Source organism: Halomonas sp. OfavH-34-E, from assembly GCF_024124525.1.
Classification (GTDB): Bacteria; Pseudomonadota; Gammaproteobacteria; order Pseudomonadales; family Halomonadaceae; genus Halomonas; species Halomonas litopenaei.
In genome coordinates this window covers 38,141-59,571 of the sequence record NZ_JAMXRY010000006.1, presented here as the reverse complement: position 1 = coordinate 59,571, position 21,431 = coordinate 38,141, and the positions used below count along the sequence as shown (strand labels likewise).

The 21,431-nt window shown below is 65.2% G+C and carries 19 protein-coding genes; 7 read left to right on the top strand and 12 right to left on the bottom strand.

What is annotated here, in order from left to right:
* Positions 1 to 14 precede the first annotated feature (14 nt).
* From pnp to NH448_RS04240, 4 genes are all read left to right on the top strand, one after another.
* Complete coding sequence (gene pnp / locus NH448_RS04255; RefSeq protein WP_045992263.1) at positions 15 to 2,147, top strand: polyribonucleotide nucleotidyltransferase; 2,133 nt, start codon at positions 15 to 17, stop codon at positions 2,145 to 2,147.
* A gap of 109 nt (positions 2,148 to 2,256) precedes the next feature.
* Positions 2,257 to 3,489 (top strand): MFS transporter, encoded by a 1,233-nt coding sequence (locus tag NH448_RS04250; protein WP_253028440.1) that lies wholly within the window; start codon positions 2,257 to 2,259, stop codon positions 3,487 to 3,489.
* A gap of 115 nt (positions 3,490 to 3,604) precedes the next feature.
* Positions 3,605 to 3,907: a hypothetical protein gene (locus NH448_RS04245; protein WP_253028439.1), complete on the top strand. Its 303-nt coding sequence runs from the start codon at positions 3,605 to 3,607 to the stop codon at positions 3,905 to 3,907.
* Positions 3,900 to 5,441 (top strand): sodium:solute symporter family protein, encoded by a 1,542-nt coding sequence (locus tag NH448_RS04240; RefSeq protein WP_253028438.1) that lies wholly within the window; start codon positions 3,900 to 3,902, stop codon positions 5,439 to 5,441. Before NH448_RS04245 ends, NH448_RS04240 begins: the two co-directional genes overlap by 8 nt.
* A 161-nt stretch (positions 5,442 to 5,602) precedes the next feature.
* Here the strand turns inward: NH448_RS04240 and NH448_RS04235 are convergent, their stop codons facing one another.
* The 6 genes from NH448_RS04235 to NH448_RS04210 all read right to left on the bottom strand — a co-directional run bounded on the left by NH448_RS04235 (position 5,603) and on the right by NH448_RS04210 (position 11,854).
* Complete coding sequence (locus NH448_RS04235) at positions 5,603 to 6,778, bottom strand: acetyl-CoA C-acetyltransferase (RefSeq protein ID WP_108450007.1); 1,176 nt, start codon at positions 6,776 to 6,778, stop codon at positions 5,603 to 5,605.
* 241 nt (positions 6,779 to 7,019) lie between these two features.
* Positions 7,020 to 7,727: an HAD-IA family hydrolase gene (locus NH448_RS04230; RefSeq protein ID WP_108450006.1), complete on the bottom strand. Its 708-nt coding sequence runs from the start codon at positions 7,725 to 7,727 to the stop codon at positions 7,020 to 7,022.
* A 25-nt stretch (positions 7,728 to 7,752) separates the two neighbouring features.
* Positions 7,753 to 8,730 carry a D-glycerate dehydrogenase gene (locus NH448_RS04225; protein WP_253028437.1) on the bottom strand — a complete coding sequence of 326 codons (978 nt, stop codon included), beginning with the start codon at positions 8,728 to 8,730 and terminating at the stop codon, positions 7,753 to 7,755.
* Positions 8,731 to 8,849: 119 nt separating this feature from the next.
* The gene (locus NH448_RS04220) at positions 8,850 to 9,821 is read right to left on the bottom strand and encodes a sugar kinase (protein WP_253028436.1); all 972 of its coding nucleotides are present in this window, start codon (positions 9,819 to 9,821) and stop codon (positions 8,850 to 8,852) included.
* Positions 9,818 to 10,903, bottom strand: a complete 1,086-nt coding sequence (locus NH448_RS04215) for a LacI family DNA-binding transcriptional regulator (protein WP_045992256.1) — start codon at positions 10,901 to 10,903, stop codon at positions 9,818 to 9,820. The genes NH448_RS04220 and NH448_RS04215 overlap by 4 nt, the downstream gene beginning before the upstream one ends.
* A 258-nt stretch (positions 10,904 to 11,161) precedes the next feature.
* The gene (locus tag NH448_RS04210) at positions 11,162 to 11,854 is read right to left on the bottom strand and encodes an HAD-IA family hydrolase (RefSeq protein ID WP_045992255.1); all 693 of its coding nucleotides are present in this window, start codon (positions 11,852 to 11,854) and stop codon (positions 11,162 to 11,164) included.
* A 250-nt stretch (positions 11,855 to 12,104) separates the two neighbouring features.
* Between NH448_RS04210 and NH448_RS04205 the strand changes: the two genes are divergently transcribed.
* Positions 12,105 to 12,392 carry a DUF4235 domain-containing protein gene (locus NH448_RS04205; protein ID WP_052704310.1) on the top strand — a complete coding sequence of 96 codons (288 nt, stop codon included), beginning with the start codon at positions 12,105 to 12,107 and terminating at the stop codon, positions 12,390 to 12,392.
* 42 nt (positions 12,393 to 12,434) lie between these two features.
* On the opposite strand, the gene NH448_RS04200 is transcribed toward NH448_RS04205, so the two are convergent.
* The 3 genes from NH448_RS04200 to NH448_RS04190 form a co-directional block, all read right to left on the bottom strand.
* On the bottom strand, positions 12,435 to 13,421 hold the full coding sequence (locus NH448_RS04200; protein ID WP_253028435.1) for a 3-hydroxyacyl-CoA dehydrogenase: 987 nt from the start codon (positions 13,419 to 13,421) through the stop codon (positions 12,435 to 12,437).
* Entirely contained in the window at positions 13,418 to 14,509 is a 1,092-nt protein-coding gene (locus NH448_RS04195; RefSeq protein ID WP_213227328.1) for a zinc-binding dehydrogenase, read from the bottom strand. The genes NH448_RS04200 and NH448_RS04195 overlap by 4 nt, the downstream gene beginning before the upstream one ends.
* A 122-nt stretch (positions 14,510 to 14,631) precedes the next feature.
* Complete coding sequence (locus tag NH448_RS04190; RefSeq protein ID WP_108449999.1) at positions 14,632 to 15,153, bottom strand: 2,4'-dihydroxyacetophenone dioxygenase family protein; 522 nt, start codon at positions 15,151 to 15,153, stop codon at positions 14,632 to 14,634.
* Positions 15,154 to 15,429: 276 nt separating this feature from the next.
* Between NH448_RS04190 and NH448_RS04185 the strand changes: the two genes are divergently transcribed.
* The gene (locus tag NH448_RS04185; RefSeq protein ID WP_253028434.1) at positions 15,430 to 16,449 is read left to right on the top strand and encodes an AraC family transcriptional regulator; all 1,020 of its coding nucleotides are present in this window, start codon (positions 15,430 to 15,432) and stop codon (positions 16,447 to 16,449) included.
* Between the two features lie 268 nt (positions 16,450 to 16,717).
* Complete coding sequence (locus NH448_RS04180) at positions 16,718 to 17,806, top strand: hypothetical protein (RefSeq protein WP_253028433.1); 1,089 nt, start codon at positions 16,718 to 16,720, stop codon at positions 17,804 to 17,806.
* A gap of 106 nt (positions 17,807 to 17,912) precedes the next feature.
* Here the strand turns inward: NH448_RS04180 and fba are convergent, their stop codons facing one another.
* The 3 genes from fba to NH448_RS04165 form a co-directional block, all read right to left on the bottom strand.
* Positions 17,913 to 18,977, bottom strand: coding sequence for a class II fructose-bisphosphate aldolase (fba, locus tag NH448_RS04175; protein ID WP_253028432.1), 1,065 nt, complete (start codon positions 18,975 to 18,977; stop codon positions 17,913 to 17,915).
* A 145-nt stretch (positions 18,978 to 19,122) separates the two neighbouring features.
* The gene (locus NH448_RS04170) at positions 19,123 to 20,286 is read right to left on the bottom strand and encodes a phosphoglycerate kinase (RefSeq protein WP_253028431.1); all 1,164 of its coding nucleotides are present in this window, start codon (positions 20,284 to 20,286) and stop codon (positions 19,123 to 19,125) included.
* Positions 20,287 to 20,353: 67 nt separating this feature from the next.
* A complete protein-coding gene (locus tag NH448_RS04165; protein WP_045992247.1) occupies positions 20,354 to 21,382 on the bottom strand; it encodes a glyceraldehyde 3-phosphate dehydrogenase NAD-binding domain-containing protein in 1,029 nt (342 codons plus the stop codon).
* Between the last annotated feature and the right edge of the window lie 49 nt (positions 21,383 to 21,431).

Genomic DNA, 21,431 nt, shown 5'->3' with positions numbered 1-21,431 from the left:
TAAAGGAAGTCGCCGTGAATCCGGTCAAGAAGACGTTTCAGTACGGTCGCAGCACCGTCACCCTGGAAACCGGGCGCATCGCCCGCCAGGCCACCGGTGCCGTGATGGTCACCATGGACGACACCGTGGTGCTGTGCACCGTGGTGGCCAGAAAGGAGGCCAACCCGAGCCAGCCTTTCTTCCCGTTGTCTGTCCACTACCAGGAAAAGACCTACGCGGTCGGCAAGATTCCCGGCGGCTTCTTCAAGCGTGAAGGGCGTCCCACCGAGAAGGAAACCCTCACCTCGCGACTGATCGACCGTCCGATCCGTCCGCTGTTCCCCAAGGGCTTCATGAACGAAGTCCAGGTCATCTGTACCGTGCTGTCCACCGATCGCAACCACGATCCGGACATCGCCGCGATGATCGGCACCTCGGCGGCGCTGGCGATTTCCGGCGTGCCCTTCAATGGTCCCATCGGCGCCGCTCGTGTGGGCTTCAATGAAGAGCGTGGCTACTTCCTCAACCCGACCGTCGAGGAGCTCGGCGGCTCCGAGCTGAACATGGTCGTGGCCGGTACCGAGAAGGCCGTGCTGATGGTCGAGTCCGAGGCCGAAGAGCTGCTCGAGGACGAGATGCTGGGCGCCGTGCTGTTCGGCCACCAGGAAATGCAGACCGTCATCCAGGCGATCAACGAGCTGACCGCCGAGGCCGGCAAGGCCAAGTGGGAGTGGCAGCCCGCCGCCGAGAACACCGCGCTCAAGGAAGCCCTGGCCCAGGGCTTCGAAGCCAAGGTCGGCGAAGCCTACCGCATCACCGACAAGATGCAGCGCCAGGATGCCCTGTCCGCACTCAAGGCCGAGGCCGTCGAGAAGCTGGCCGGTGAAGAAGACGGCAAGTTCGAGGCCTCCGAGGTCGAAGGCGCCTTCGCCGGTCTCGAGAAGCGCGTGGTACGTGCCCGCGTGATCAAGGGCGAGCCGCGTATCGACGGCCGTGACCACAAGACCGTGCGTCCGCTGGCCATCGAGGCCGGTACCCTGCCCAAGACCCACGGCAGCGCCATCTTCACCCGTGGCGAGACCCAGGCGGTGGTGGTCGCGACCCTGGGCACCCTGCGTGACTCCCAGCTGATCGAGTCGCTGGAAGGCGAGCGCAAGGACCGCTTCCTGCTGCACTACAACTTCCCTCCGTACTCGGTGGGCGAGGCCGGTTTCATGGGCGGTCCCAAGCGTCGCGAGATCGGCCACGGTCGTCTGGCCCGTCGTGGTGTCCAGGCCATGCTGCCGGCGGAAGAGGACTTTCCCTACACCATTCGCGTGGTCTCCGAGATCACCGAGTCCAACGGCTCCAGCTCCATGGCCTCTGTCTGCGGCACCTCGCTGGCACTGATGGACGCCGGCGTGCCGATCAAGGCACCGGTGGCGGGTATCGCCATGGGCCTGGTCAAGGACGCTGATGGCTACGCCGTGCTGACCGACATCCTCGGCGACGAGGATCACCTCGGCGACATGGATTTCAAGGTGGCCGGCAGCGCCGAGGGTGTCACCGCCCTGCAGATGGACATCAAGATCGAGGGTATCGACGAGCAGATCATGGAAACGGCCCTGAACCAGGCCCATGAGGCGCGCATCAGCATCCTCGAGCAGATGAACACCGTGATCGCCGAGAGCCGTGCCGAGGTCTCCGACAACGCGCCCTCCATGGCCACCATCAAGATCGACCCGGACAAGATCCGCGACGTCATCGGCAAGGGTGGCGCCACCATCCGCAAGATCTGCGACGACACCGGCGCCTCCATCGACCTGGACGACGACGGCACCGTGCGCATCTACGCCGAGGACAAGAAGGCCGCCAAGAAGGCCATCGATACCGTGCTGGCGATCACCGCCGAGGCGGAAATCGGCAAGCTGTACCGTGGCAAGGTGGTGCGTATCGCCGACTTCGGCGCCTTCGTCAACATCATGCCGGGTACCGACGGCCTGGTGCACATCTCCCAGATCGTGCCCGAGCGCGTCAATGACGTGCGTGACTACCTCAATGAGGGTGACGAGATCGTGGTCAAGGTGCTCGACATCGACAACCGCAATCGCGTCAAGCTGACGATCAAGGAAATGACCGAAGAAGAGAAGGCTGCCTTCGAAGCCGAGGAAGCCGAAACCGAGATCTGATCGCACTCGGTGTCTGACGCCCCCGTCGCTGACGCCACGGGGGCGTTTTTGTGTGTGTCCCGCTGATCTCGGCCTGTCGGCGCGATCACCGGGCGGTAATGAGATGGACATGACGCAACTCGATTCCTCTTCGGCCGCGCCCGCCAAGGCCACCACCCGTCGCCGCGATTGGTGGGCCGTGGTCAGTGTGATGGCCGGCATCTTTCTGCTGGTGACCGCCGAGCAGCTCCCCATCGGGCTGTTGTCCCAGCTCGCTTCCTCGCTGGACGTCAGCGAGGGCAAGGCGGGTTTGATGATCACCGTGCCCGGCGTAGTGGCGGCGTTCGCCGCGCCGCTGTTGCCGGTGGCGGTGGGGCGCCTCGATCGTCGCTACCTGCTGACCGGGCTGATGGCCTTGATGGCCCTGGCCAGTGTCCTCGGTGCATTGATGGACAGCTTTGGCTGGCTGCTGGCCACCCGGGTGCTGATCGGCTGCTGCATCGGCGGCTTCTGGGCCATCGCCGGCGGACTCGCCGGCAGGCTGGTGGCGCTCGAGCAGGTGCCGCGGGCGATGTCGCTGATCTTCAGCGGTGTCGCCGCGGCCACGGTGCTGGGGGTGCCGGCGGGGACCTGGCTGGGTGATGTCAGCGACTGGCGCACCGCCTTCGCCGCTCTTGGCGGGCTGAGTGTGGTGGTGTGCATCGGGCTGTGGCGCCTGTTGCCGAGCCTGCCCGCCCGCAAGCCGGTACGACTGGCGAGCCTTGGTGGCCAGCTCAGGGTGCCCGGCGTGTGCATCGGCGCCTTGGCGACCGCGCTTATCGTGGTCGGCCACTTTGGCGCCTATACCTTTGTCAGCCCGATCCTGCAGCGTCTTGGCGGGGTAGCGCTGGGCGATGTCTCTCGCCTGTTGCTGCTGTTCGGCGCGGCGGGGCTCGCCGGCAACTTCATTGCCGGTAGCCTCGCCGGTCGCCGGCCCTACCTCACGGTGCTGCTGATACCCTTGGTGCTGGCGGCCACGACCCTGGCCTTTCCCTGGCTGGGTATCCGCCCGTTCAGCGCCACGGTGTTGCTGATGCTGTGGGGGCTGGTGTTCGGCGGTATCTCGGTCAGCCTGCAGACCTGGATCCTGCGCTCGGCCACCAATCCCGAGGCTGCCACCGCCATGATGGCCTTCGTGTTCAACCTGTCGATCGGCCTCGGCGCCCTGTCCGGCGGCCAGGTGGTGGATGCGCTCGGACTATCGGCGGTGCTGCTGGCGGCGGGAGGGCTGTTCGTGGCGGCGGCGCTGCTGATCGCGGTGACCCCTGCGCGGGTGGTCAGCCGGCAGGAAACCAGGCCGCCCGGGACGACGTCGCGGACTTGATCCCGGGCATGGCGCAGGGCGTCAGCCCTTATGGCGAGTCGTGGCAGAGGGTAACCTCGGCTCGCTTTCGTTCTTGTTGTTTGATGATGGACTTACCGTGAGTCGAGGAGCCTCGATGTCTTCTTCCCTTGTTGTGCCAGCGAGCCTGCGTGGCTGGCTGGTGCTGGTGGCGGCCGTCGCCGTCTTTGCTGCGGGTATCTGGCCCGTGATCGCGCTGGTCAATCAAGCGCGGCTGGTGCTGGGCCTGCCGGCGCTGGTGGCCTGGAGCTACCTGATCCTGGTTGGCTGTACGCTGACGATGCTGCTGGGCAACCGTCTGCTCCATCGAGGTCAGGACGAAGCCGGTGAGCACGCTGGCAATGGCGATACGCGCACAAGGATCGGAAAGGTGGGAGAGGGCGAGGTCAACGATGAGTGAGTGGTTGCCGCTGAGTCTGACCCTGGGCTACGTCCTGCTGGCCCTGGTCATCGGCCTGGGCGGTCGCGCCGGGCGCTCGTCGAACGCGCTGGAGGAGTGGGGCGTGGCCGGGCGCAGCATGGGCCCGGTCACACTGTATCTGTTGATCGCCGCCGGCAGCGTCAGTGCCTACACCTTCATGGGGGCGCCGGGCTGGGCCTACGCCAAGGGCGTGCCGGTGTTCTACGTGGTGGTCTACCTGGGTTATCTGGCACTGGTGGCCTGGTACTTCGGCCCCCGGGTGTGGGCCTTCGGTGCCCACTTCGGCCATGTTACCCAGGCCAGTGCCATCGCCGATCGCTACCAGAGCCCGGGGCTCGGTGCGCTGGCGGCGCTGGTGATGGCGATCGGCTCCTTGGCCTACGCGGTGCTGCAGACCATCGGCTCGGCCTACATCCTTAATGTGATGAGTGGTGGGCGCATCCCGATCTGGCTCGGTGTGGTGATCGTGCTGGGCGCCATTGCGGTCTATCTCACCCTGCGCGGACAGCGGGCCATCGGTCGTACCAACGTCTTCCAGGGCATATTGATGTTCGCGGTGGCCTGGTCCGTCGGTCTGTGGGCCACCCACAGCGCCACCGGTCAGTGGGGATTTGACGAGGTGTACCGTCAGGCCCTCGCCGAGCGCCCGGCGTTTCTGACCCTTCCCGGCGCCGGTGGCGACATGAGCTTTGCCTTCTGGACCACCTCGATCATCGTCTCGATGCTGTCGTTCATGCCGCCGGTGTGGACCCAGTGGATGAGCGCCACCTCGGCGCGCACCCTACGGCTCTCTGCCACCTGGCTGCCCAGCTACTATCTGGTGATCCTGCCGCTGGTCACGGTGGGCTTTATCGGCGTCTTCGCCCTGCCGGGGCTCGAGCGTGCCGATACCGTGGTGCTCGAGTACGCCATGGCCAACTTGCCAGTGCTGCTGGTAGGGCTGCTCGGCTCCGGCACCCTGGCCGCCTCGATGTCCTCGTCCGAGCCCTTTATCCACTCGGTGGCGCTGAGCCTCAGCCGCGACGTGATAGGGCCCTGGGCAGGCTTCAGCGATGAGCGTGCCGGGCGCTGGGCCAAGCGCTTGATCGTGCCCTTGATGGCGTTGGTGATCGCGCCGCTGGCGATCGCCGAGCCGGGGAGTCTGGTGATGATCCTGCTGATCGGTCTCGGCTTCGCCTCCCAGGTGCTGCCGGCCTTCATCGGCATGTTCTTCTGGCCCCGGGCCAACGCTCGCGGCGTGACCGCCGGCATCCTCGCGGGCTTTGTGGTGACGGTGGCCTGCATCACCCTGTGGCCGCATCCGCTGGGCATCCATGCTGGCTTCTGGGGGCTGTTGGTCAACCTGCCGGTGTTCGTCGTGACGAGCCTTGCAAGCGCCCCCACCGATGAATCAGTGGTCGAGCGCTTCTTCCGACTGGCGGCGCCGGTCTGGGCGGAAAAGCGGTGGGGAGCCCACCGGGAAGAGCGTCATGGCCGAGCGACAAGAGGTAGGGCGGTAGACAACGGGGTATGAGCCCTGGCGCCCGAGGCGCCAGCGAGCGCGTCCTGGGGGGCGCTCAACGTGGCATGAAAAAGGCCCCTGCTGGGCAGGGGCCTATCTGGGCAGTGCTTACTTCGCAAGTGCTTGATTGGCGAGGGCCTGTCGGTCAGCGCCCTCTGGCGTCGAGACGCCGATCAGCGCTCGATGGCGAGCGCCACGCCCTGACCGCCACCGATACACAGGGTAGCAAGGCCCTTCTTGGCGTCGCGGGCGATCATCTCGTGGACTAGGGTCACCAGCACGCGGCAGCCGGAGGCGCCGATCGGGTGGCCAAGGGCGATAGCGCCGCCGTTGACGTTGATCTTGTCGGTATCCCAGCCGAGTTCCTTGTTGACCGAGATGGCCTGGGCGGCGAAGGCCTCGTTGGCCTCGACCAGATCCAGCTCATCGATGCTCCAGCCGGCCTTCTCGAGGCAGCGGCGGGTGGCCGGGGCCGGGCCGATGCCCATGATCGCCGGGTCGACGCCGGCGTTGGAGTAGGCCTTGATGCGTGCCAGCGGCTCCAGGCCGAGCTCCTTGGCCTTGTCGGCGGAACACAGCATGACCACGGCGGCGCCATCGTTGAGCGAGGAGGCGTTGCCGGCGGTCACGCTGCCGTCTTTCTTGAACGCCGGACGCATGGTGCCGAGTTTTTCTGCGGACACTTCGCGCGGGTTCTCGTCGGTGTCGAAGACCACCGGGTCGCCCTTGCGCTGGGGAATCTCGATCGGCACGATCTGGCCCTTGAAGCGGCCTTCCTTGATCGCGGCGGCGGCCTTCTGCTGGGAGGCGGCGGCGAAGGTGTCCATCTCCTCGCGGGTGACACCGTACTTCTCGCCGAGGTTCTCGGCGGTGATGCCCATATGGTAGTTGTTGAAGGCGTCCCACAGGCCGTCATGGACCATGGTATCGATGGCCTTCCAGTCACCCATGCGCTGGCCGTTGCGTGAATTGGGCAGCACGTGCGGGGAAGCCGACATGTTTTCCTGACCGCCGGCGATGATCACCTCGGCGTCGCCGAGCATGATCGCCTGGGCGCCCAGATGCAGGGCCTTGAGGCCGGAGCCACAGACCTTGTTGATGGTCATGGCGGGCACGGCGTCGGGCAGGCCTGCCTTGATGGACGCCTGACGGGCGGGGTTCTGGCCGACACCTGCGGTCAGCACCTGCCCCAGCAGGACCTCGTCGACCTGTTCCGGCTTGACGCCGGTCTGTGCCAGCACGTCCTTGATCACGGCGGCGCCAAGGTCGCTGGCGGGAATGCCGGCGAGGGAGCCACCGAAGGCGCCAACGGCGGTACGGCGTGCAGCAACGATCACCACTTCTTGCATGGAGTGTCTCCTGACTTTAAGGGGCTGTCCCGTCAGCATAGGGAGCCTTGTGCAACGCGGCAATCCCTGTATGCCCGGTTTCGACGGGGGACTTTAGTATAGCGATCAAGATCAATTCGCGAGCCGTTGTGGTCAATCGCGCATAGAGCACCGACGATCGCTAAAGTAGCAAAGAGTGGCGAAAAGACCACCGGTTGGCCTGGGGGGGCCTGGACGAGTGTCTCGCAGCGCCCTGGCCCGGTCACTCGGTGGCGGCGACGCCCCGCTGGTGGCCTCGCCGCTCCAGGTTCAAGCGCTCGATGGCTGTCACCAGTTCGCTGGCGTGGGTGATGGCGATGGCGCCCTCCGGGGTGTGCTCCTCGTCGGGAAAGTGGTTGATGTGGATGACCTGCATGCCGGCCTTGAGTCCGGCTTCCACCCCTACCGCAGCGTCGTCGATCACCACGCAGTTCTCCGGTTCGGCGCCCATGCCTTCGGCGGCGGCGAGATACAACCCGGGGTCCGGCTTCCACACCTGCAACTCGTAGGCGCTGTAGAGATTGTCGCCGAAGTGCGGCGCCAGTCCACTGGTTGCCATGGCCAGGCGGATCTTGGCCAGCGGGCCGTTGGAGGCCACCGCCTTGGGGTGGCCGGAAAGCGCTGCAAGGGCTTCCGGGATGCCCGGAACCGGGGTCAGCTCGGCCTTCATGCGCGCGGCCATATTGTCCCGCAGGCGATCCTCCATGACGTCGCGCCGGGCGTCATCGAGGGCGCCGAAGCGTTGCTCGAGTTCGAGCACGATGTCGAGAAAGCGCACGCCGCGAAACTCCTCCATGTACTGCTCGGGCGTGAACGGCAGGCCGAAGTCGGGGAAGGTCTCGGCCATGGCCCGGGCGAGCAGCGGCTCGCTGTCGACCAGGGTGCCGTCGGAGTCGAACAGCAGGCAGAGGGGGGCGGTGGTGTCGGACATGGATACCTCGCGGGAAGAGGGGGATTCAGCGCGTCAGCACTTCGTCATTGACCGGGCTCAGCGGGCGTTCACCCTGGAGCGCCAGGCGGATATTGTCCACCGCGCGCTGGGCCATGGCGGTACGCGTCTCGTGGGTGGCCGAGCCGATATGGGGCAGGGCGACCACATTGGCCATGTGCGGCAGCGGTGAATCTGCGGGCAGCGGCTCCTGCTCGTAGACGTCGAGGCCGGCGGCGTGCAGGGTGCCGTCTTGCAGCGCCGCGATCATGGCGGCTTCGTCTACCACCTTGCCACGGGCCAGGTTGACGAAGATGGCGCCGGGCTTCATGCGCTGGAACTCGGCGGCGCCAAAGAGCTTTTCGGTCTCGCGGGAGAGCGGCACCGTGACGCAGACGAAATCGGCCTGCTCGAGCAGCTCTTCCAGCTCGCGTCGCTGGGCGCCGAGTTCTCGCTCGAGCTCAGGCTTGGGTGAGGCCTTGGTATAGAGGATCTTCATGCCGAAGCCCAGGGCGCCGCGGCGGGCGATGGCGGCGCCGATGCGGCCCATGCCGACCATGCCCAGGGTCTTGCCGTGGACGTCGCTGCCATAGAGCGGCTTGCCGATGCTTTCCTTCCAGTTGCCTTGCTTGACCAGCTCGGCCAGTTCGACGGCTCGCCGTGCGGTGCTCATGATCAGCAGAAAGCCCGTATCGGCGGTGGTCTCGGTCAAGACGTCAGGGGTGTTGCACAACAGGATGCCGCGGCGGGTCAGCTCGTCGAGGGGATAGTTGTCGTAGCCCACCGAAATACTGGCGATAGCCTCGAGGTTCGGCGCCCTGTCGAGCAGCGAGGAGGTGATCTTGAGGCTTGAACCAACCAGGCCATGAGCCCGTGACAGGGCGTCGACAAAGGCCGGGTCCTCGGTATGCGAGACGCCCGGCAGGTAGTCCACGTGGAACTCCTCGCGCAGGGCGTCGAGCTGCTCTTGGTTGATCTCGCGAAATACCAGGATGCGTTTGGTCATGGGGTGCTCTTGTCGTTGTGGTGCGGTGGGTTCCCGGCCGTCCTTTTCGGCATGGGGCAGCCGGGGGCCGCGTCGGGTGACGTCTGCCGAAGGCAAGGGGGCCTTCGGCAGTCGGCGCATCAGGCCGCGGTTGCGGCTTCCAGTTGGTCCAGGCGCTCGCGGTCGGGGAGTCCTTCCATGTCGCCCGGTACCTGGACCTGCTCGGCGCCGATAAGGTTGGCGCGCTTGAGCGCCTGGCGCGGATCGAGACCATCGAGCATGGCGCTGACGAAGCCCACGGCGAAACCATCCCCCGCGCCGACGGTATCGACCACCGTCTCCACCGGGACGCCGGCCACGGTGAAGGTTTCGTCTTGCCCTGTCAGGGTGCCGCGGTAGTAGCTGCCCTCCGGGCCTAGCTTGATGACCACGGCGTCTGCACCCTGATCCAGGTAGAAGCCGGCGATATCGTGGGCGCTGGTCTGGCCGGTCAGCAACTGGCCCTCGGACAGACCGGGCAGCACCCAGTTGGCCTGGGCGGCCAGGCCGTTGAGGGTGTCGCGCATCTCGCTTTCGCTGGCCCACAGGGTCGGACGCAGGTTGGGATCGAAGGACACGCTGGTGCCATGCTGGCGGGCCTTTTCGAGCAGAAACTGCGAGAGTTCACGGCAGCTGGCGGACAACGCAGGCGGGATGCCGGTTGCGTGCAGATGGCGCAGGGTGCTGAAGTCGACGTCCTGGGCGTCGGCCGGCGACAGCTTGCTGGCGGCGCTGTTGTGGCGACGGTATTCGACTCGGGGATCCGCGCCGCCCACCGCGCGCTCCTTGAACACCAGACCGGTGGCGTGCTCGGCGTCGGTGATCAGGTGGCGACAGTCGAGGCCTTCGCGCTCCAGGCTCGCACGCAGGTAGCGGCCAAAACAGTCTTCGCCGACCCGACTGAGCCAGCCCACCTTGAAGCCCAGCCGTGACAGGCCGATGGCCACGTTGGTGTCGGCGCCGGCACAGCTGCGCGAAAAGCGCTCGACCTCGGCCAGGTCGCCAGGGGCGTCGGCGGCGAACAGCGTCATGGCCTCGCCGAAGGTAAGGATGTCAGGAGTGTTCTGGTTCATGAGGAGGTCTCTGAGGTGGAAGACGAAGAGGACACTGAGGAAGGCTCCGCAGTGACGGAAGGGGTGGCAGCGGGCTGGGTGGAGCCCCTTGCCGTCAGCGTCGGGGCGAAGGTCGCACGCTGCGGCGCCTGCCGAGGCCCGACGGCACGGGCGCGCAGGCAGTCGACGGCGGCCTGACCGATGGCACCGGTGGGCTGGGCAAGGGTGGTGATGCCCGGTTCGGTCAGGTCACACCACTCTAGCTCGTCGATGCCCATCAGCCCGATCTCTCCCAGGAGGTAGCCGAGGGCCTTCATGCGTCGGGTCAGTGCCAGGGTTACCTGGCCATTGGCGCAGAGGATCGCCGGGCGGGAATCGCCTGCGCTATCGACAAATCGAGCCAATGCCTGGTCCAGGCGTTGGCGATCGCCAAGCTCGATGACCAGGGTGTCGCCGGATAGCGAGCCGTCACGGCAGCGCTGGTTGAAGCGCTCCAGACGAGCTTGGCGAGAGCTGGCCTGGGCCGGCGGTTCGGTAATGAACAACAGGCGCCCGTAGCCCTGTTCGCGCAAGTGCGCGATGGCCATGTCGATGGCGGCGTCGTTGTCGAGCCCTACCTCGTCGGCATGGACGTCGGCGAGGCTGCGATCGAGCAGTACCAACGGCGTGCCGCTGTCGGCCAGCTGGGCGAGGGCGTCGCTGTGGCGGCCGGTCGCGTTTACCACCAGGCCCTCGATACGGTAGGACGACAGCAGCGCCAGCTGCTGGCGCTCCTGCTCGAGGTCGTTATCGCTGTTGCACACCATCAACGACAGTCCCGCCTGACGACAGGCCTGTTCGACGCCATGCATGATCGCCACCGAAAAAGGATTGCGGATATCGGCCACCAGCATGCCGACCAGGCCGGAGGGGCCTCCCTTGAGGCCCCGGGCCATGGGATTGGGCTGGTAGCCCAGCGCAGTGGCGGCAGCGACGATACGCTCGCGCATGGCCCCGGACAGCCGTTCTCGTTCACCGCTGTAGTAGCGCGAGACGCTGGTCTTGGAGACGCCAGCCTGGCGGGCGACTTCGAGGATGGTGGCGGGTCGACGGCGGTCATTCATGGGGCGGCTCTTGGATAAGATGGCATCGTCCGTTTACAAGGGCGACGCTGGCGAGCCCTGTCGAGGTGAGCAGGCCAGGTGATGCGACAACGGCAGGACGTCGAGAAGTCCGTATGGGAACGTTCCCATTGGCTGACAAGCTTAGGCGCTAAAGGCCGAAGCCAGCAACAAGGCGTGCCTTAGACAATGGTCTTGAGGTGATGTAGAGCAATGAAAAGGCCCGACAATTGCCGGGCCTCAGGGTATATGCAGCGGAATTTAGCCGCTGGAGAGCATGGCGTGTCTGTCGCGATCCTTCTGCAGCCGTGAGATGACCGTCGGCAGCTGGAACATGCTGGTGATCATGTGGGCGCCTTCGGGCGTTTCTTCGGCATCGGCGAAGCGATTGAGGTGGACCACGGTCATGCCTGCGGCCAGGGCCGCGTTGACGCCGACGATGGCGTCATCGATGGCGATGCAGTCCTCGGCGGCGAAGCCCATGATGCTGGCGGCATGCAGGTACAGGCAGGGGTCCGGCTTCCAGCAGTTGGCCGTGTAGCCGCTGAACAGGCGATTGCCGAACACCTCGGTCAGGCCCACGGTGGCAAGCGAGGTGCGCACCTTGTTTTCGGGGCCGTTGGAAACCACGCCCATGGGGTAGTGCGACAGCGCGGCGAGGGCCTCGGTGGCACCGGCGATGGGGGTCAGGTCGGTGGCCAGGCGGCGGTTGAGGTTGGCGCGCATGCTCGCTTCCAGCACCTCGAGGTGGTCCGGATCGACCTGACCATGTTGTGCCTCGAGGGTGGCGACGATGTTGCGAAAGCGCGCGCCGCGAAAGTCGCCCATATAGTCCTCGGCCCGGAACGGCAGTCCGGCGGCGGAGAGGCTGACGGCCATCTCGGCGGCCAGCAGGGGTTCACTGTCCACCAGGGTACCGTCACAGTCGAACAGCAGGCAGAGGGGGCGAGCCATGGAGGCGACCTCGCGATTCGTTGCGTTATCGAACAGTGTTGCAGATTTCTGCGGAGTCTGCCTGTGTTCGAAGTCGAAAACCACAATTTTTGAACACTGTTTTTTCACGCTGCGCAGTCCGCACTATTGCGGTGCGGAAAAGGGGAATTTGAGGCGGCGAGGACCTCTTCGCTATGCTGAAACACTGCGGTGTTCGAAACACCACATTCTCGGGGCGGGATGGCCCCGGCCATGGTTCAAGGAGGTACTCATGAAAGAAGAGACACTGTGGTCCATCGTGGGATCCGCGGCCGCGGTGGGGGCCAGCGTGATGTCACGCAAGGCCGCCAAGCGTGCCTATCAAAAGGTATCGGACAAGGAACCGCCGGAAAATCCGGATCGCGACGACGTCGAGTGGCGCGAGGCGATCCTGTGGGGAGCCGCTACCGGCGTGATGGTCGGCGTGGCCCGCGTAGTGGGCCGTAGCGCCGGGCGCAAGGCGCTGGACAAGACCCGCAAGGGCGGGCGTTCTGCCAGGCTGCTGCCCGGCAAGCGTTGATCACAGTACAGCAAGGGGCGTCGCCCACCGCCCCTTCCTGGGTCAACCCGTCATGCCCTTGAGCACCTGGGCCGCGATGTGACCTGCTTCGCTGTGGTCGGGGATCGCCATGAAGGTGCTCTGGGAATAGGCGGGGTCGGGATAGCGGTAGAAGCCTTCGCCACTGGGCAGACCTAGCTTTCCGTTGGCAAGAAAATGCTGATGGAGGAAGTCGGCGTTGGCCCGCATTTCGTCGTTGTCGTCGACCTCGCCCCAGTGGTGGCTGACGTCGAAGCACGTCTTCATGCCGATGATGTCCATCATGCCGCAGGGCCCCGCTGCAGAGCTCCACATTTTCATGAAGGTGCGGTCGATCATCTCGGCGCTGCCGACGCCCTCACGCAGCAGGGTCAGGGAAGCTGTCAGCAGTGGCACCAGCCAGCTGTTGATCAGATAGCCGTTGCGCGGCTTTTCGACCGGGATGGGGATCATGCCGATGTCGATGGCGAAGCGCGTAGCCGACTCCAGGGTAGTGAGTGATGTGCGTGGGTGAGCCATCACCTCGGCCACATTCATGATCCACACCAGGTTGGCGAAGTGCAGCGCGCAGTAGCGCTCCGGGCGTCCGCTGTCATCGGCGAAGTCGGCGGGCAGCAGGGTCGAGGAATTGGTTGCCACCAGGGTCTCGGGGCTGAGCAGCGGTGACAAGGTCCGGTACAGCTGGCGCTTGATCTCGGGATCTTCGGGTACGGCTTCGATCACCAGTTCGGCGTCGGCCACCGCTTCGGCCAGGTCGCTGGTATAGGCGAGCCGCGCGCGGGTGGCGGCGATGGCTTCGGGCTTGGCGCCCACGTCGGCCTGATAGATGCCGGCGTAGTGGTCATGGCTTGCGCGGCAGCGCTCCAGCGCCGTGTCGTCGATGTCATAGACGATGACACTCTTGCCCTTGAAGGCGCTGTGCCAGGCGATCTGGCCACCCAGGACGCCGCCACCCAGCACGCACAGCCTGTGTGGTCCATTTTCGAGAGAAGAGGAAAGGCTCGGGGTCATGTTCTGTCTCCGTGCTGGATCAGAATCTTGGCGTGATCACCGGGATGGCGAAGCGTCTCGAAGGCCGCAGGGACCCCGTCGAGGGTGACGCGGTCGGTGATCAAGGGGGCGGCGTCGAGGCGGCCGTCGGCGAGGTCGGTGAGGGTGGCAGCGAACTCCTCGGGGCGGTAGCCGAACGAGAAGCTGAGGTCCAGCTCCTTGCCAATACCGACGATCGGCTCGATCTGATCGGTCTGCATGCAGACGCCGACCACCACCAGCCGACTTCTTGGTGGCAGGTCGAGCATGGTCCGGGCGATCAGACCGGGCACGCCGACACACTCGAAGGCCACGCAAGGCCTGGGCTGAGCGCCGATCGACAGCATTGCCATGGGGCCGTACATGTCGAAGCCCTGTGGCGCTTCTGCGGCCTCGAGCCAGCAATCAAAGGGGGCACGTTCGGCCGGATCGACAACGATATCGGCACCCAGGCACTCGGCCAGTTGGCGCCGATGGGGGGAGAAGTCGGTGGCCACCACCGGGCCAAAGCCGGCCGCCTTCAGTGCCATCACCACCGACAGGCCGACCGGACCGCAGCCGATCACGATCGGCACTTCGCCTCCGGCGAGCCGGGCTCTGGCGACGGCGTGGCGGCCGATGGCCAGTGGCTCGGTCAGTGCCGCCAGTTCGCTGGGCAAATCGCCGGGCACCTCCAGCAGACTGTGTTCCTGAAGGCGCATCAGCTCACCGAAGCCGCCGGGGTAGGCGTTGGCATAGCCGATGTGATGAAAGCCTTGGGCGTTGACCGCGTAGGGCACCGAGCAGACGCGGGTTCCGGCCTTGTATCGCTTGTCGCAGCCGGGGCCGTGGTCGAGGATCTCGGCACAGAATTCGTGGCCGAAGACCACGCCCTGGTCCGGTTCGAAGGCCACCGGAACGCGGCCCTTGCGAAGCCCCGCCAGCGCATCGTGACAGTGATCTGCCATGTGCAGATCGCTGCCGCAGATACCGCAGGCCAGGGTCTTGACCAGCACTTCTCCCGCTTCCGGCGTCGGGTCGGGCAGTGACTCGAGGCCGAGTCGCTCGTTGCGCAGGACGATCGCGCGCATGGGGAATCTCCTTGGCGTCGATGACGGGCCCCGCGGCACCTGCCTGGCGGGACACATACCGAGCGCAATTGTTGTAGGGAGTCTTGTCGATTGACGCCGCGTGGAGGCGTGATCTTGGCGGGCTAGCGCGGCGCGTCGGTGTAGTGCGGTTGGGGAGGCGTGACATAGCGCGCCGGGTCGAGGCCGCGCTCGGTGATCAGCGCATCGATGAGCCCCATGATGCTGCTGGCGTCCATCAGCCCCAGATAGTTGCCTTGCTGATCGAAGTTGACGTTGGCGCCCTCGACGACCATGAAGGTGTCGGTGATCCCGTCATTGTCGGCGGGAGTGGCGAAGGTATGGATGGAGCCGCCGGGCTCGTACAGGTAGCAGCCGGCGGTCTGGGGTTGATCGGGATACTCGAGATAGTGCCAGCGTCCCGACAGGGTGAAGAAGTGCACCGTACCGGTGTGGTAGTGCTTGGGCAGCACCACACCGGGTTTGAACTTCACCCGCAGCACCCAGACGCCGTTGTGCGGGTCGAGAAACAGCGGCTGGACGTCGACGCCGGGGATGCCTGGCAGCGCGTCTTCATAGATGGGGAGTTCCTGGGTATCCAGGGTCAACAGGGCATCATGGGTCGAAATCTGGAAAGGAAATGGCATCTTGTTGTCGCTCTTGTCGTGGATGGATCAAAGAAACGTCTTCGAAGCATCATCCTCGTCTGCCAGACATCCTCCGATTTGACATTTGATGACAAGGATTTGACCTTGCACGACACTCAGGGCTAGACCTTAGATGGAGAGGGCCAGGCCAAGCGCGCTGGAGGCAAGAGCCCCAGGATCAACCGCCTCGAAAACGATGAACCGCTTCGAAAATTGAAGAGAGAATCAGCATCCGAGCAACGTAGGTGGTAAGGAAGTCAGGCTGAGGGAGAGAGCATGGCCGACTATTCGCGAGCGTCGTCACTGCACGGTTTCGCCAACTTCGCGCGCCAGCAGGGCATCGACCCCGAGGCCCAGCTTGCCAGGGTGGGACTATCGCTCTCGTTGCTGGAGTCGCCGGAAAGCATCATCGAGTTCTCGAGTCTGGCGATGCTGCTCGAAAACTGTGCCGAAGCATCCGGAGATTCGCTGTTCGGCCTGAAGTTCGGCCAGTACCAGGGAGTCGATATCTTCGGACCCTTGCTCTACCTGATTCAGAATGCCGCCACGGTCGGCCTGGCGCTGGAGGCGCTGGCAGATCACTTTTCCGCCCACTCGAGCAGTGCGGTCATCGACATCGAACGTGGCCCCCGCCAAGCCTTTCTCAGCTACACCATGGTGGGGGGCGGGGCGGCTCCCGGTCGCCAGATCAGCGAGTTGCCGGTAGGCGTCGGCCAGCGCCTGCTGTCGTTGCTGCTGGGGCCGCAGTGGCGTCCCAGGGCCATCTATCTGGCGACGTCCCCCAGCGTGCCTGCGCTCCTGTATCAACGTTTGCTGGGGGTGGTGCCGACCTTCAACAGCCCTTCCGATGGCTGGCTGCTGGAATGTTCCGACCTCGAGCGTCCTCTGGTGACCGCCGACGGACGTCTGCATCGCTTGATGGAGCAGTATCTGACCTATCGGCCGGAACAACTCCCTCAAGATCTGGTCGATGAAGTGTCGTGGCAAATCCGTCAGCAGCTGGGGCAGGGGAGCGCTGGACTCGATGACATCGCCAGGCGACTGGCGCTGAACCCGAGAACGCTGCAGCGACGTCTGGCCACCAGGGGGCGATGTTTCCAGGATCTGGTCGATGAGGTCCGCAGGCAGTTGGCGATTCATTATCTTCGGGAAACGTCGCTGCCGTTGACCGATATCGCGAATCTGCTGGGCTACTCCGAGTTGAGCGCGCTGACGCGAGGTTGTCGCCGCTGGTTTGGGGTTGCGCCGAGTCGCTGGCGCCAGCACCAGCGGCGGAGATCGAACGGCGCAGGTTAGGCGCTGGTCTTCGAGTCGGCAGCCCGGGTGGTGGGCGCGAGGCGATTGCGCTGAAGTGCGCTTAGGTTATCGCTTCAGCACAGCTGCAGCCGGGTGTGGTCCGAAGGATGTGTTTCACTCTCCATGGGGACGGCCCGTGTACCCCTGATGTGGCCATGCCAAGGGGCGCCCAGGTCTTGGTGGACACTAGACTTGTTGCTGCTGACATCACTGTCATCAAGGTTGCCATCAAGAGAGCTATCACCATGAGCGAAGGAGAGGCGCGACGATGACGCCGCTATGGAAGGCATATCGGTTTACGCGCCGCGAGCAGCATGCCGCGGAAGCGGCCAGATCACGGGAGTCGCTGATCCAGATCCTGGATCGCGCCCGGGACGAGGACGTGTCGCTCAATCCGCGTCCTTCCTCGTCTATTCTGGCGCTGGGGCTTCTCTGCCTGTTGCTGGGCACGCTCGGCTTTATCATCACCCTGGCGGGAGGGCTCTCCTGGCCGTGGCTGATTCCGCTGGCGCTGGTCGGGGCAGCCTTGCTGGGTTTCGACTGGCACGCCACCGAGCGGGTGGCCGCCTTCCTGCGACTGTTGGTGCGGCGTGCGGCGGAGCTCGACTTTCGACTGGCCGAGCCCGATGTCGATCTTGATGCGATGCTGACGACGCTCCGGCGAAAGATCACCGACTTTCAGCGTACCTATGCGGACAATGGCGAGCTTGAGTACTGCCGCAGGGCGGCCGATGAGCGCGTCGGTGGCGAATACTGGGTCTATCGCTTCGCCTATGACGAGGGCATGGACAAGGACCGCCGGACCTACCATCGCAACGGCCTGATCTGCGATCTCTTCGAGGTAGCGGCGGTGGATCTTTGCAACCCGCGAGAGGGCAAGTGGCGACTGTTGCACCACGGTTCCACCGGCGAACGCTGGGGAGAGGGCGCCTTTTCTCGCTATTTCGTCGCCTGCACGGCGGAACATGACGCCCTGGCGGCGTTTCTTACCGATGATGTCGTTGACTGTCTCGTGCGTCTTGCCCGCAGTTATCCGGAACTGAACGTTCAGGTCACCCGGGATCATCTGCTGTGTCTGACCTGGTCCGGCGAAGACCCCTACGCGCGGTTATTCGAGCCTGTCTCGGTGGCGCCTGCTGCGCGGCGGGCACCCTTTACCTCGAGCCAGGCGCCGGGGGAAGACCCCGATGAGGTCTATCGGGCGCTTGAAAGGCGACTGCGTGCTCCGCGCCATCTCACCGCGCTGGAGCCGCTGCTCAATGCCATCGAGGACATTCGCGCCGAGCTACCGGTGTCCTCGGCCCGCACGGAGGCCAATATTCCGTTGCGGCGACGGCTGGAAGAGTCCACCTGCTGACACCTGACGAGCGGTTTGGTGTTGTACCAGCGGCGCACAATAAAACGCCCCAAGCCTTGAAGGCATGGGGCGTTTTGCGTAACCGCTGCGGGAATCTGATCGACGCTTACTTCACCTTTGGATCAAGTTCACCTCGGGCGTAGCGCTCGAACATGCCTTCCAGGCTGATCGGCTTGATCCTGCTGGCGTTGCCGGCGGTGCCGAAGGCTTCGTAGCGGGCGATGCAGATGTCCTTCATGGCGCTGACGGTAAGCTTGAGGAACTTGCGCGGGTCGAACTCTGCCGGGTTCTCGGCCAGGAAGCGACGTACCGCACCGGTCGAGGCCAGACGCAGATCGGTGTCGATGTTGACCTTGCGCACGCCGTGCTTGATGCCCTCGACGATTTCTTCCACCGGGACGCCGTAGGTCTCGGGGATGGCACCACCGTTGGCGTTGATCACCTCGAGCCACTCCTGGGGCACGCTGGAGGAGCCGTGCATGACCAGGTGGGTATCCGGGATGCGCTCGTGGATTTCCTTGATACGCTGGATCGACAGGGTGTCGCCGGTGGGCGGACGGGTGAACTTGTAGGCGCCGTGGCTGGTGCCGATGGCGATGGCCAGGGCGTCGACGCCGGTGGCCTTGACGAAGTCGGCGGCCTCTTCCGGGTCGGTCAGCAGCTGGTCGTGGCTCAGCTTGCCCTCGGCGCCGATGCCGTCTTCCTCACCGGCCATGCCGGTTTCCAGGCTGCCCAGGCAGCCGAGCTCACCTTCTACCGACACGCCACAGGCGTGGGCCATCTCGACGGTACGGCGGGTGACGTCGACGTTGTAGTCGTAGTCTGCCGGGGTCTTGCCGTCCTCGCCCAGGGAGCCGTCCATCATTACCGAGGAGAAGCCGAGCTGGATCGAGCGCTGGCACACAGCGGGGCTGGTGCCGTGGTCCTGGTGCATGACCACCGGAATATGCGGAAACTCTTCCACGGCGGCCAGGATCAGGTGGCGCAGGAAGGGGGCGCCGGCGTATTTACTGGCGCCGGCGGAGGCCTGCAGGATCACCGGGGAATCGGTGGCGTCCGCGGCTTCCATGATGGCGCGAACCTGCTCGAGGTTATTGACGTTGAAGGCCGGCACGCCGTAGCCATGTTCGGCGGCGTGGTCCAGCAATTGGCGCATACTGACGAGTGCCATGGAGGTACCTGATTCTTGAAGAGGTCGAGAGCGCGATGCTGTCGCGCCCATGTCGCTTGGGTTGTCAAAGGGCCGGCGATGGCCGGCCCCGGGGCTTAGGCTTGGTAGAAAGCATCGGCGAGCGCCGCTGCTTTTTCGGCAAACCTCAGCGAGCGGCCGCCTCGAGGGCGCTGACCGCCGGCAGTTCCTTGCCCTCGACGTACTCGAGGAAGGCGCCGCCTCCGGTGGAGATGTAGGACACCTGCTCGGCGATGCCGTACTTGTCGATGGCTGCCAGGGTGTCACCGCCGCCGGCGATGGAGAAGCCGTCGCTTTCGGCGATGGCCTTGGACAGGGCCTCGGTGCCGCCACCGAACTGGTCGATCTCGAACACCCCGACGGGGCCGTTCCACAGGATGGTGCCGGCGCTCTTGAGCATGTCGCCCAGGCGGGCGGCGGTTTCCGGGCCGATGTCGAGGATCATTTCGTTGTCGGCGACCTGGTCCACCGGCTTGGTGACGGCTTCGGCGGAGTCGGAGAACTCGGTGGCCACGACCACATCGGTGGGCAGCGGAATCTCGACCCTGGCCATCAGCGCCTTGGCCTTGTCCACCAGGTCGGCCTCGTAAAGAGACTTGCCGACGTTGTGACCCGCCGCGGCGATGAAGGTGTTGGCGATACCGCCGCCGACGATCAGCTGGTCGCACTTCTCGGACAGGGCGTTGAGCACCTCGAGCTTGGTCGAGACCTTGGAGCCGCCGACGATGGCGGTCATCGGGCGCCTGGGAGTCGCCAGCGCCTTTTCCAGGGCATCGAGTTCGGCGGCCAGCAAGGGGCCCGCGCAGGCGGTCGGTGCGAAGCGGGCCACCCCGTGGGTCGAGGCCTGGGCACGGTGGGCGGTACCGAAGGCGTCCATCACAAAGACGTCACACAGCTCGGCGTAGCGCTTGGCCAGGGCTTCGTCGTCCTTCTTCTCGCCCTGGTTGAAGCGCACGTTCTCGAGCAGTACCACGTCGCCGTCTTCCAGGCTCGGTTCCTGCTCGAGATAGTCGGTCACCAGGCGCACGGGGCAGTCCAGCAGGTCACCGAGGTAGGCCGCCACCGGTGCCAGGGTGAACTCGTCGGCGGGCTCGCCTTCGGTGGGGCGGCCCAGGTGGCTCATCAGCAGCACCTTGGCACCTGCGTCGCGAGCTGCCTTGATGGTCGGCAAGCTGGCGCGCAGACGGGCATCGCTGGTCACCTGGCCGTGTTTGACAGGTACGTTGAGGTCTTCGCGAATCAGTACCCGCTGACCCTTGAGGTCGAGATCGGTCATCTTGCGCACGTTCATGTCGGCAGATCCTCGTCTGGAAAGTCTGAGGGAGACAGCGAATGGCAACGGCTGGTCAGTGGAAGTGTCATCGCTCGGGAACCCGGGGAAGGCTGGCGAGGCGCCCGGCCACGTCCAGCATGCGGTTGGCGAAGCCCCATTCGTTGTCGAACCAGCAAAGCAGCTTGAGCAGGCGGCCACCGGCCACCCGCGTCTGAGTGGCGTCTACGATACCGGAGCGGGGATCGTGGTTGAAGTCGATGGACGCCATGGGCTCCTCGGTATACCCCAGCAGGTCAGGAAGCCGTGACTCGCTGGCCTCGCGCAGCAGTCGATTGACCTCGCTGGCCGAGGTATCGCGCTTGACGCAGATGGACATGTCCATGGCCGAGACGTTGATCGTCGGCACCCGTACATGGAGGCACTCGAAGCGCTCCGCCAGGTGCGGCATCAGGCGATTGATGCCTCGGGCCAGGCCGGTGTCCACCGGCACGATGGATTGCATCGCCGAGCGGGTCAGGCGCAGATCGGTCTGGTGGTAGGCATCGATCACCGGCTGGTCGTTCATGGCCGAGTGAATGGTCGTGGTCACACCGTGCTCGATGCCCAGCGCCTCGTCGAGCACGGTCAGGATCGGCACCAGGCAGTTGGTGGTGCAGGACGCTGCCGAGACCACCCGGACGTCGGGCGTCAGGTCGTCGTCATTGATGCCGCTGACGATGGTGGCGTCGACGTCGCTTTCTGCCGGCTGGGAGAACAACAGCCGGCCGGCCCCTGCCGCGAGATGGCGCTCGGCGGTGGCGCGATCCTTGAAGCTGCCGGAGCACTCCAGCACCAGGTCGATGCCGAGTGACCGCCAGGGCAGAAGGTCAGGGTCCTCTTCGGACAGCACCCGGATCGCATGCCCGTTGATGATAAGGTGGCCGTCGCTGCTTTCCACCCGGCCGGGGAAGCGCCCGTGGGTGGTGTCGTAGCGAGTCAGGTAGGTAATGGTATCGAGTCCCGAGAGCTCATTGATCGCCACCACCTCGAAGCTGGGGTCGTTGCGTTCGATGAGGGCTCGCAGGACGCACTGGCCGATGCGGCCGTAGCCATTGATGGCAATACGCTGGGCCATGGGGCTCGATACTCTCCACGGAGGGATGGACACAGGCGCGAAAGTCTAT

Bases quoted from the DNA above. Each gene is read 5' to 3' on its own strand.
- NH448_RS04240 (WP_253028438.1), top strand. From the start codon at position 3,900: ATGAGTGAGTGGTTGCCGCTGAGTCTGACCCTGGGCTACGTCCTGCTG.
- NH448_RS04230 (WP_108450006.1), bottom strand. From the start codon at position 7,727: ATGTCCGACACCACCGCCCCCCTCTGCCTGCTGTTCGACTCCGACGGC.
- NH448_RS04225 (WP_253028437.1), bottom strand. From the start codon at position 8,730: ATGACCAAACGCATCCTGGTATTTCGCGAGATCAACCAAGAGCAGCTC.
- NH448_RS04200 (WP_253028435.1), bottom strand. From the start codon at position 13,421: ATGACCCCGAGCCTTTCCTCTTCTCTCGAAAATGGACCACACAGGCTG.
- NH448_RS04195 (WP_213227328.1), bottom strand. From the start codon at position 14,509: ATGCGCGCGATCGTCCTGCGCAACGAGCGACTCGGCCTCGAGTCACTG.
- NH448_RS04165 (WP_045992247.1), bottom strand. From the start codon at position 21,382: ATGGCCCAGCGTATTGCCATCAATGGCTACGGCCGCATCGGCCAGTGC.
- fba (WP_253028432.1), bottom strand. From the start codon at position 18,977: ATGGCACTCGTCAGTATGCGCCAATTGCTGGACCACGCCGCCGAACAT.
- NH448_RS04215 (WP_045992256.1), bottom strand. From the start codon at position 10,903: ATGAATGACCGCCGTCGACCCGCCACCATCCTCGAAGTCGCCCGCCAG.
- NH448_RS04250 (WP_253028440.1), top strand. From the start codon at position 2,257: ATGACGCAACTCGATTCCTCTTCGGCCGCGCCCGCCAAGGCCACCACC.
- NH448_RS04170 (WP_253028431.1), bottom strand. From the start codon at position 20,286: ATGAACGTGCGCAAGATGACCGATCTCGACCTCAAGGGTCAGCGGGTA.
- NH448_RS04190 (WP_108449999.1), bottom strand. From the start codon at position 15,153: ATGCCATTTCCTTTCCAGATTTCGACCCATGATGCCCTGTTGACCCTG.
- NH448_RS04180 (WP_253028433.1), top strand. From the start codon at position 16,718: ATGACGCCGCTATGGAAGGCATATCGGTTTACGCGCCGCGAGCAGCAT.
- NH448_RS04220 (WP_253028436.1), bottom strand. From the start codon at position 9,821: ATGAACCAGAACACTCCTGACATCCTTACCTTCGGCGAGGCCATGACG.
- NH448_RS04210 (WP_045992255.1), bottom strand. From the start codon at position 11,854: ATGGCTCGCCCCCTCTGCCTGCTGTTCGACTGTGACGGTACCCTGGTG.
- NH448_RS04245 (WP_253028439.1), top strand. From the start codon at position 3,605: ATGTCTTCTTCCCTTGTTGTGCCAGCGAGCCTGCGTGGCTGGCTGGTG.
- NH448_RS04185 (WP_253028434.1), top strand. From the start codon at position 15,430: ATGGCCGACTATTCGCGAGCGTCGTCACTGCACGGTTTCGCCAACTTC.
- NH448_RS04205 (WP_052704310.1), top strand. From the start codon at position 12,105: ATGAAAGAAGAGACACTGTGGTCCATCGTGGGATCCGCGGCCGCGGTG.
- NH448_RS04235 (WP_108450007.1), bottom strand. From the start codon at position 6,778: ATGCAAGAAGTGGTGATCGTTGCTGCACGCCGTACCGCCGTTGGCGCC.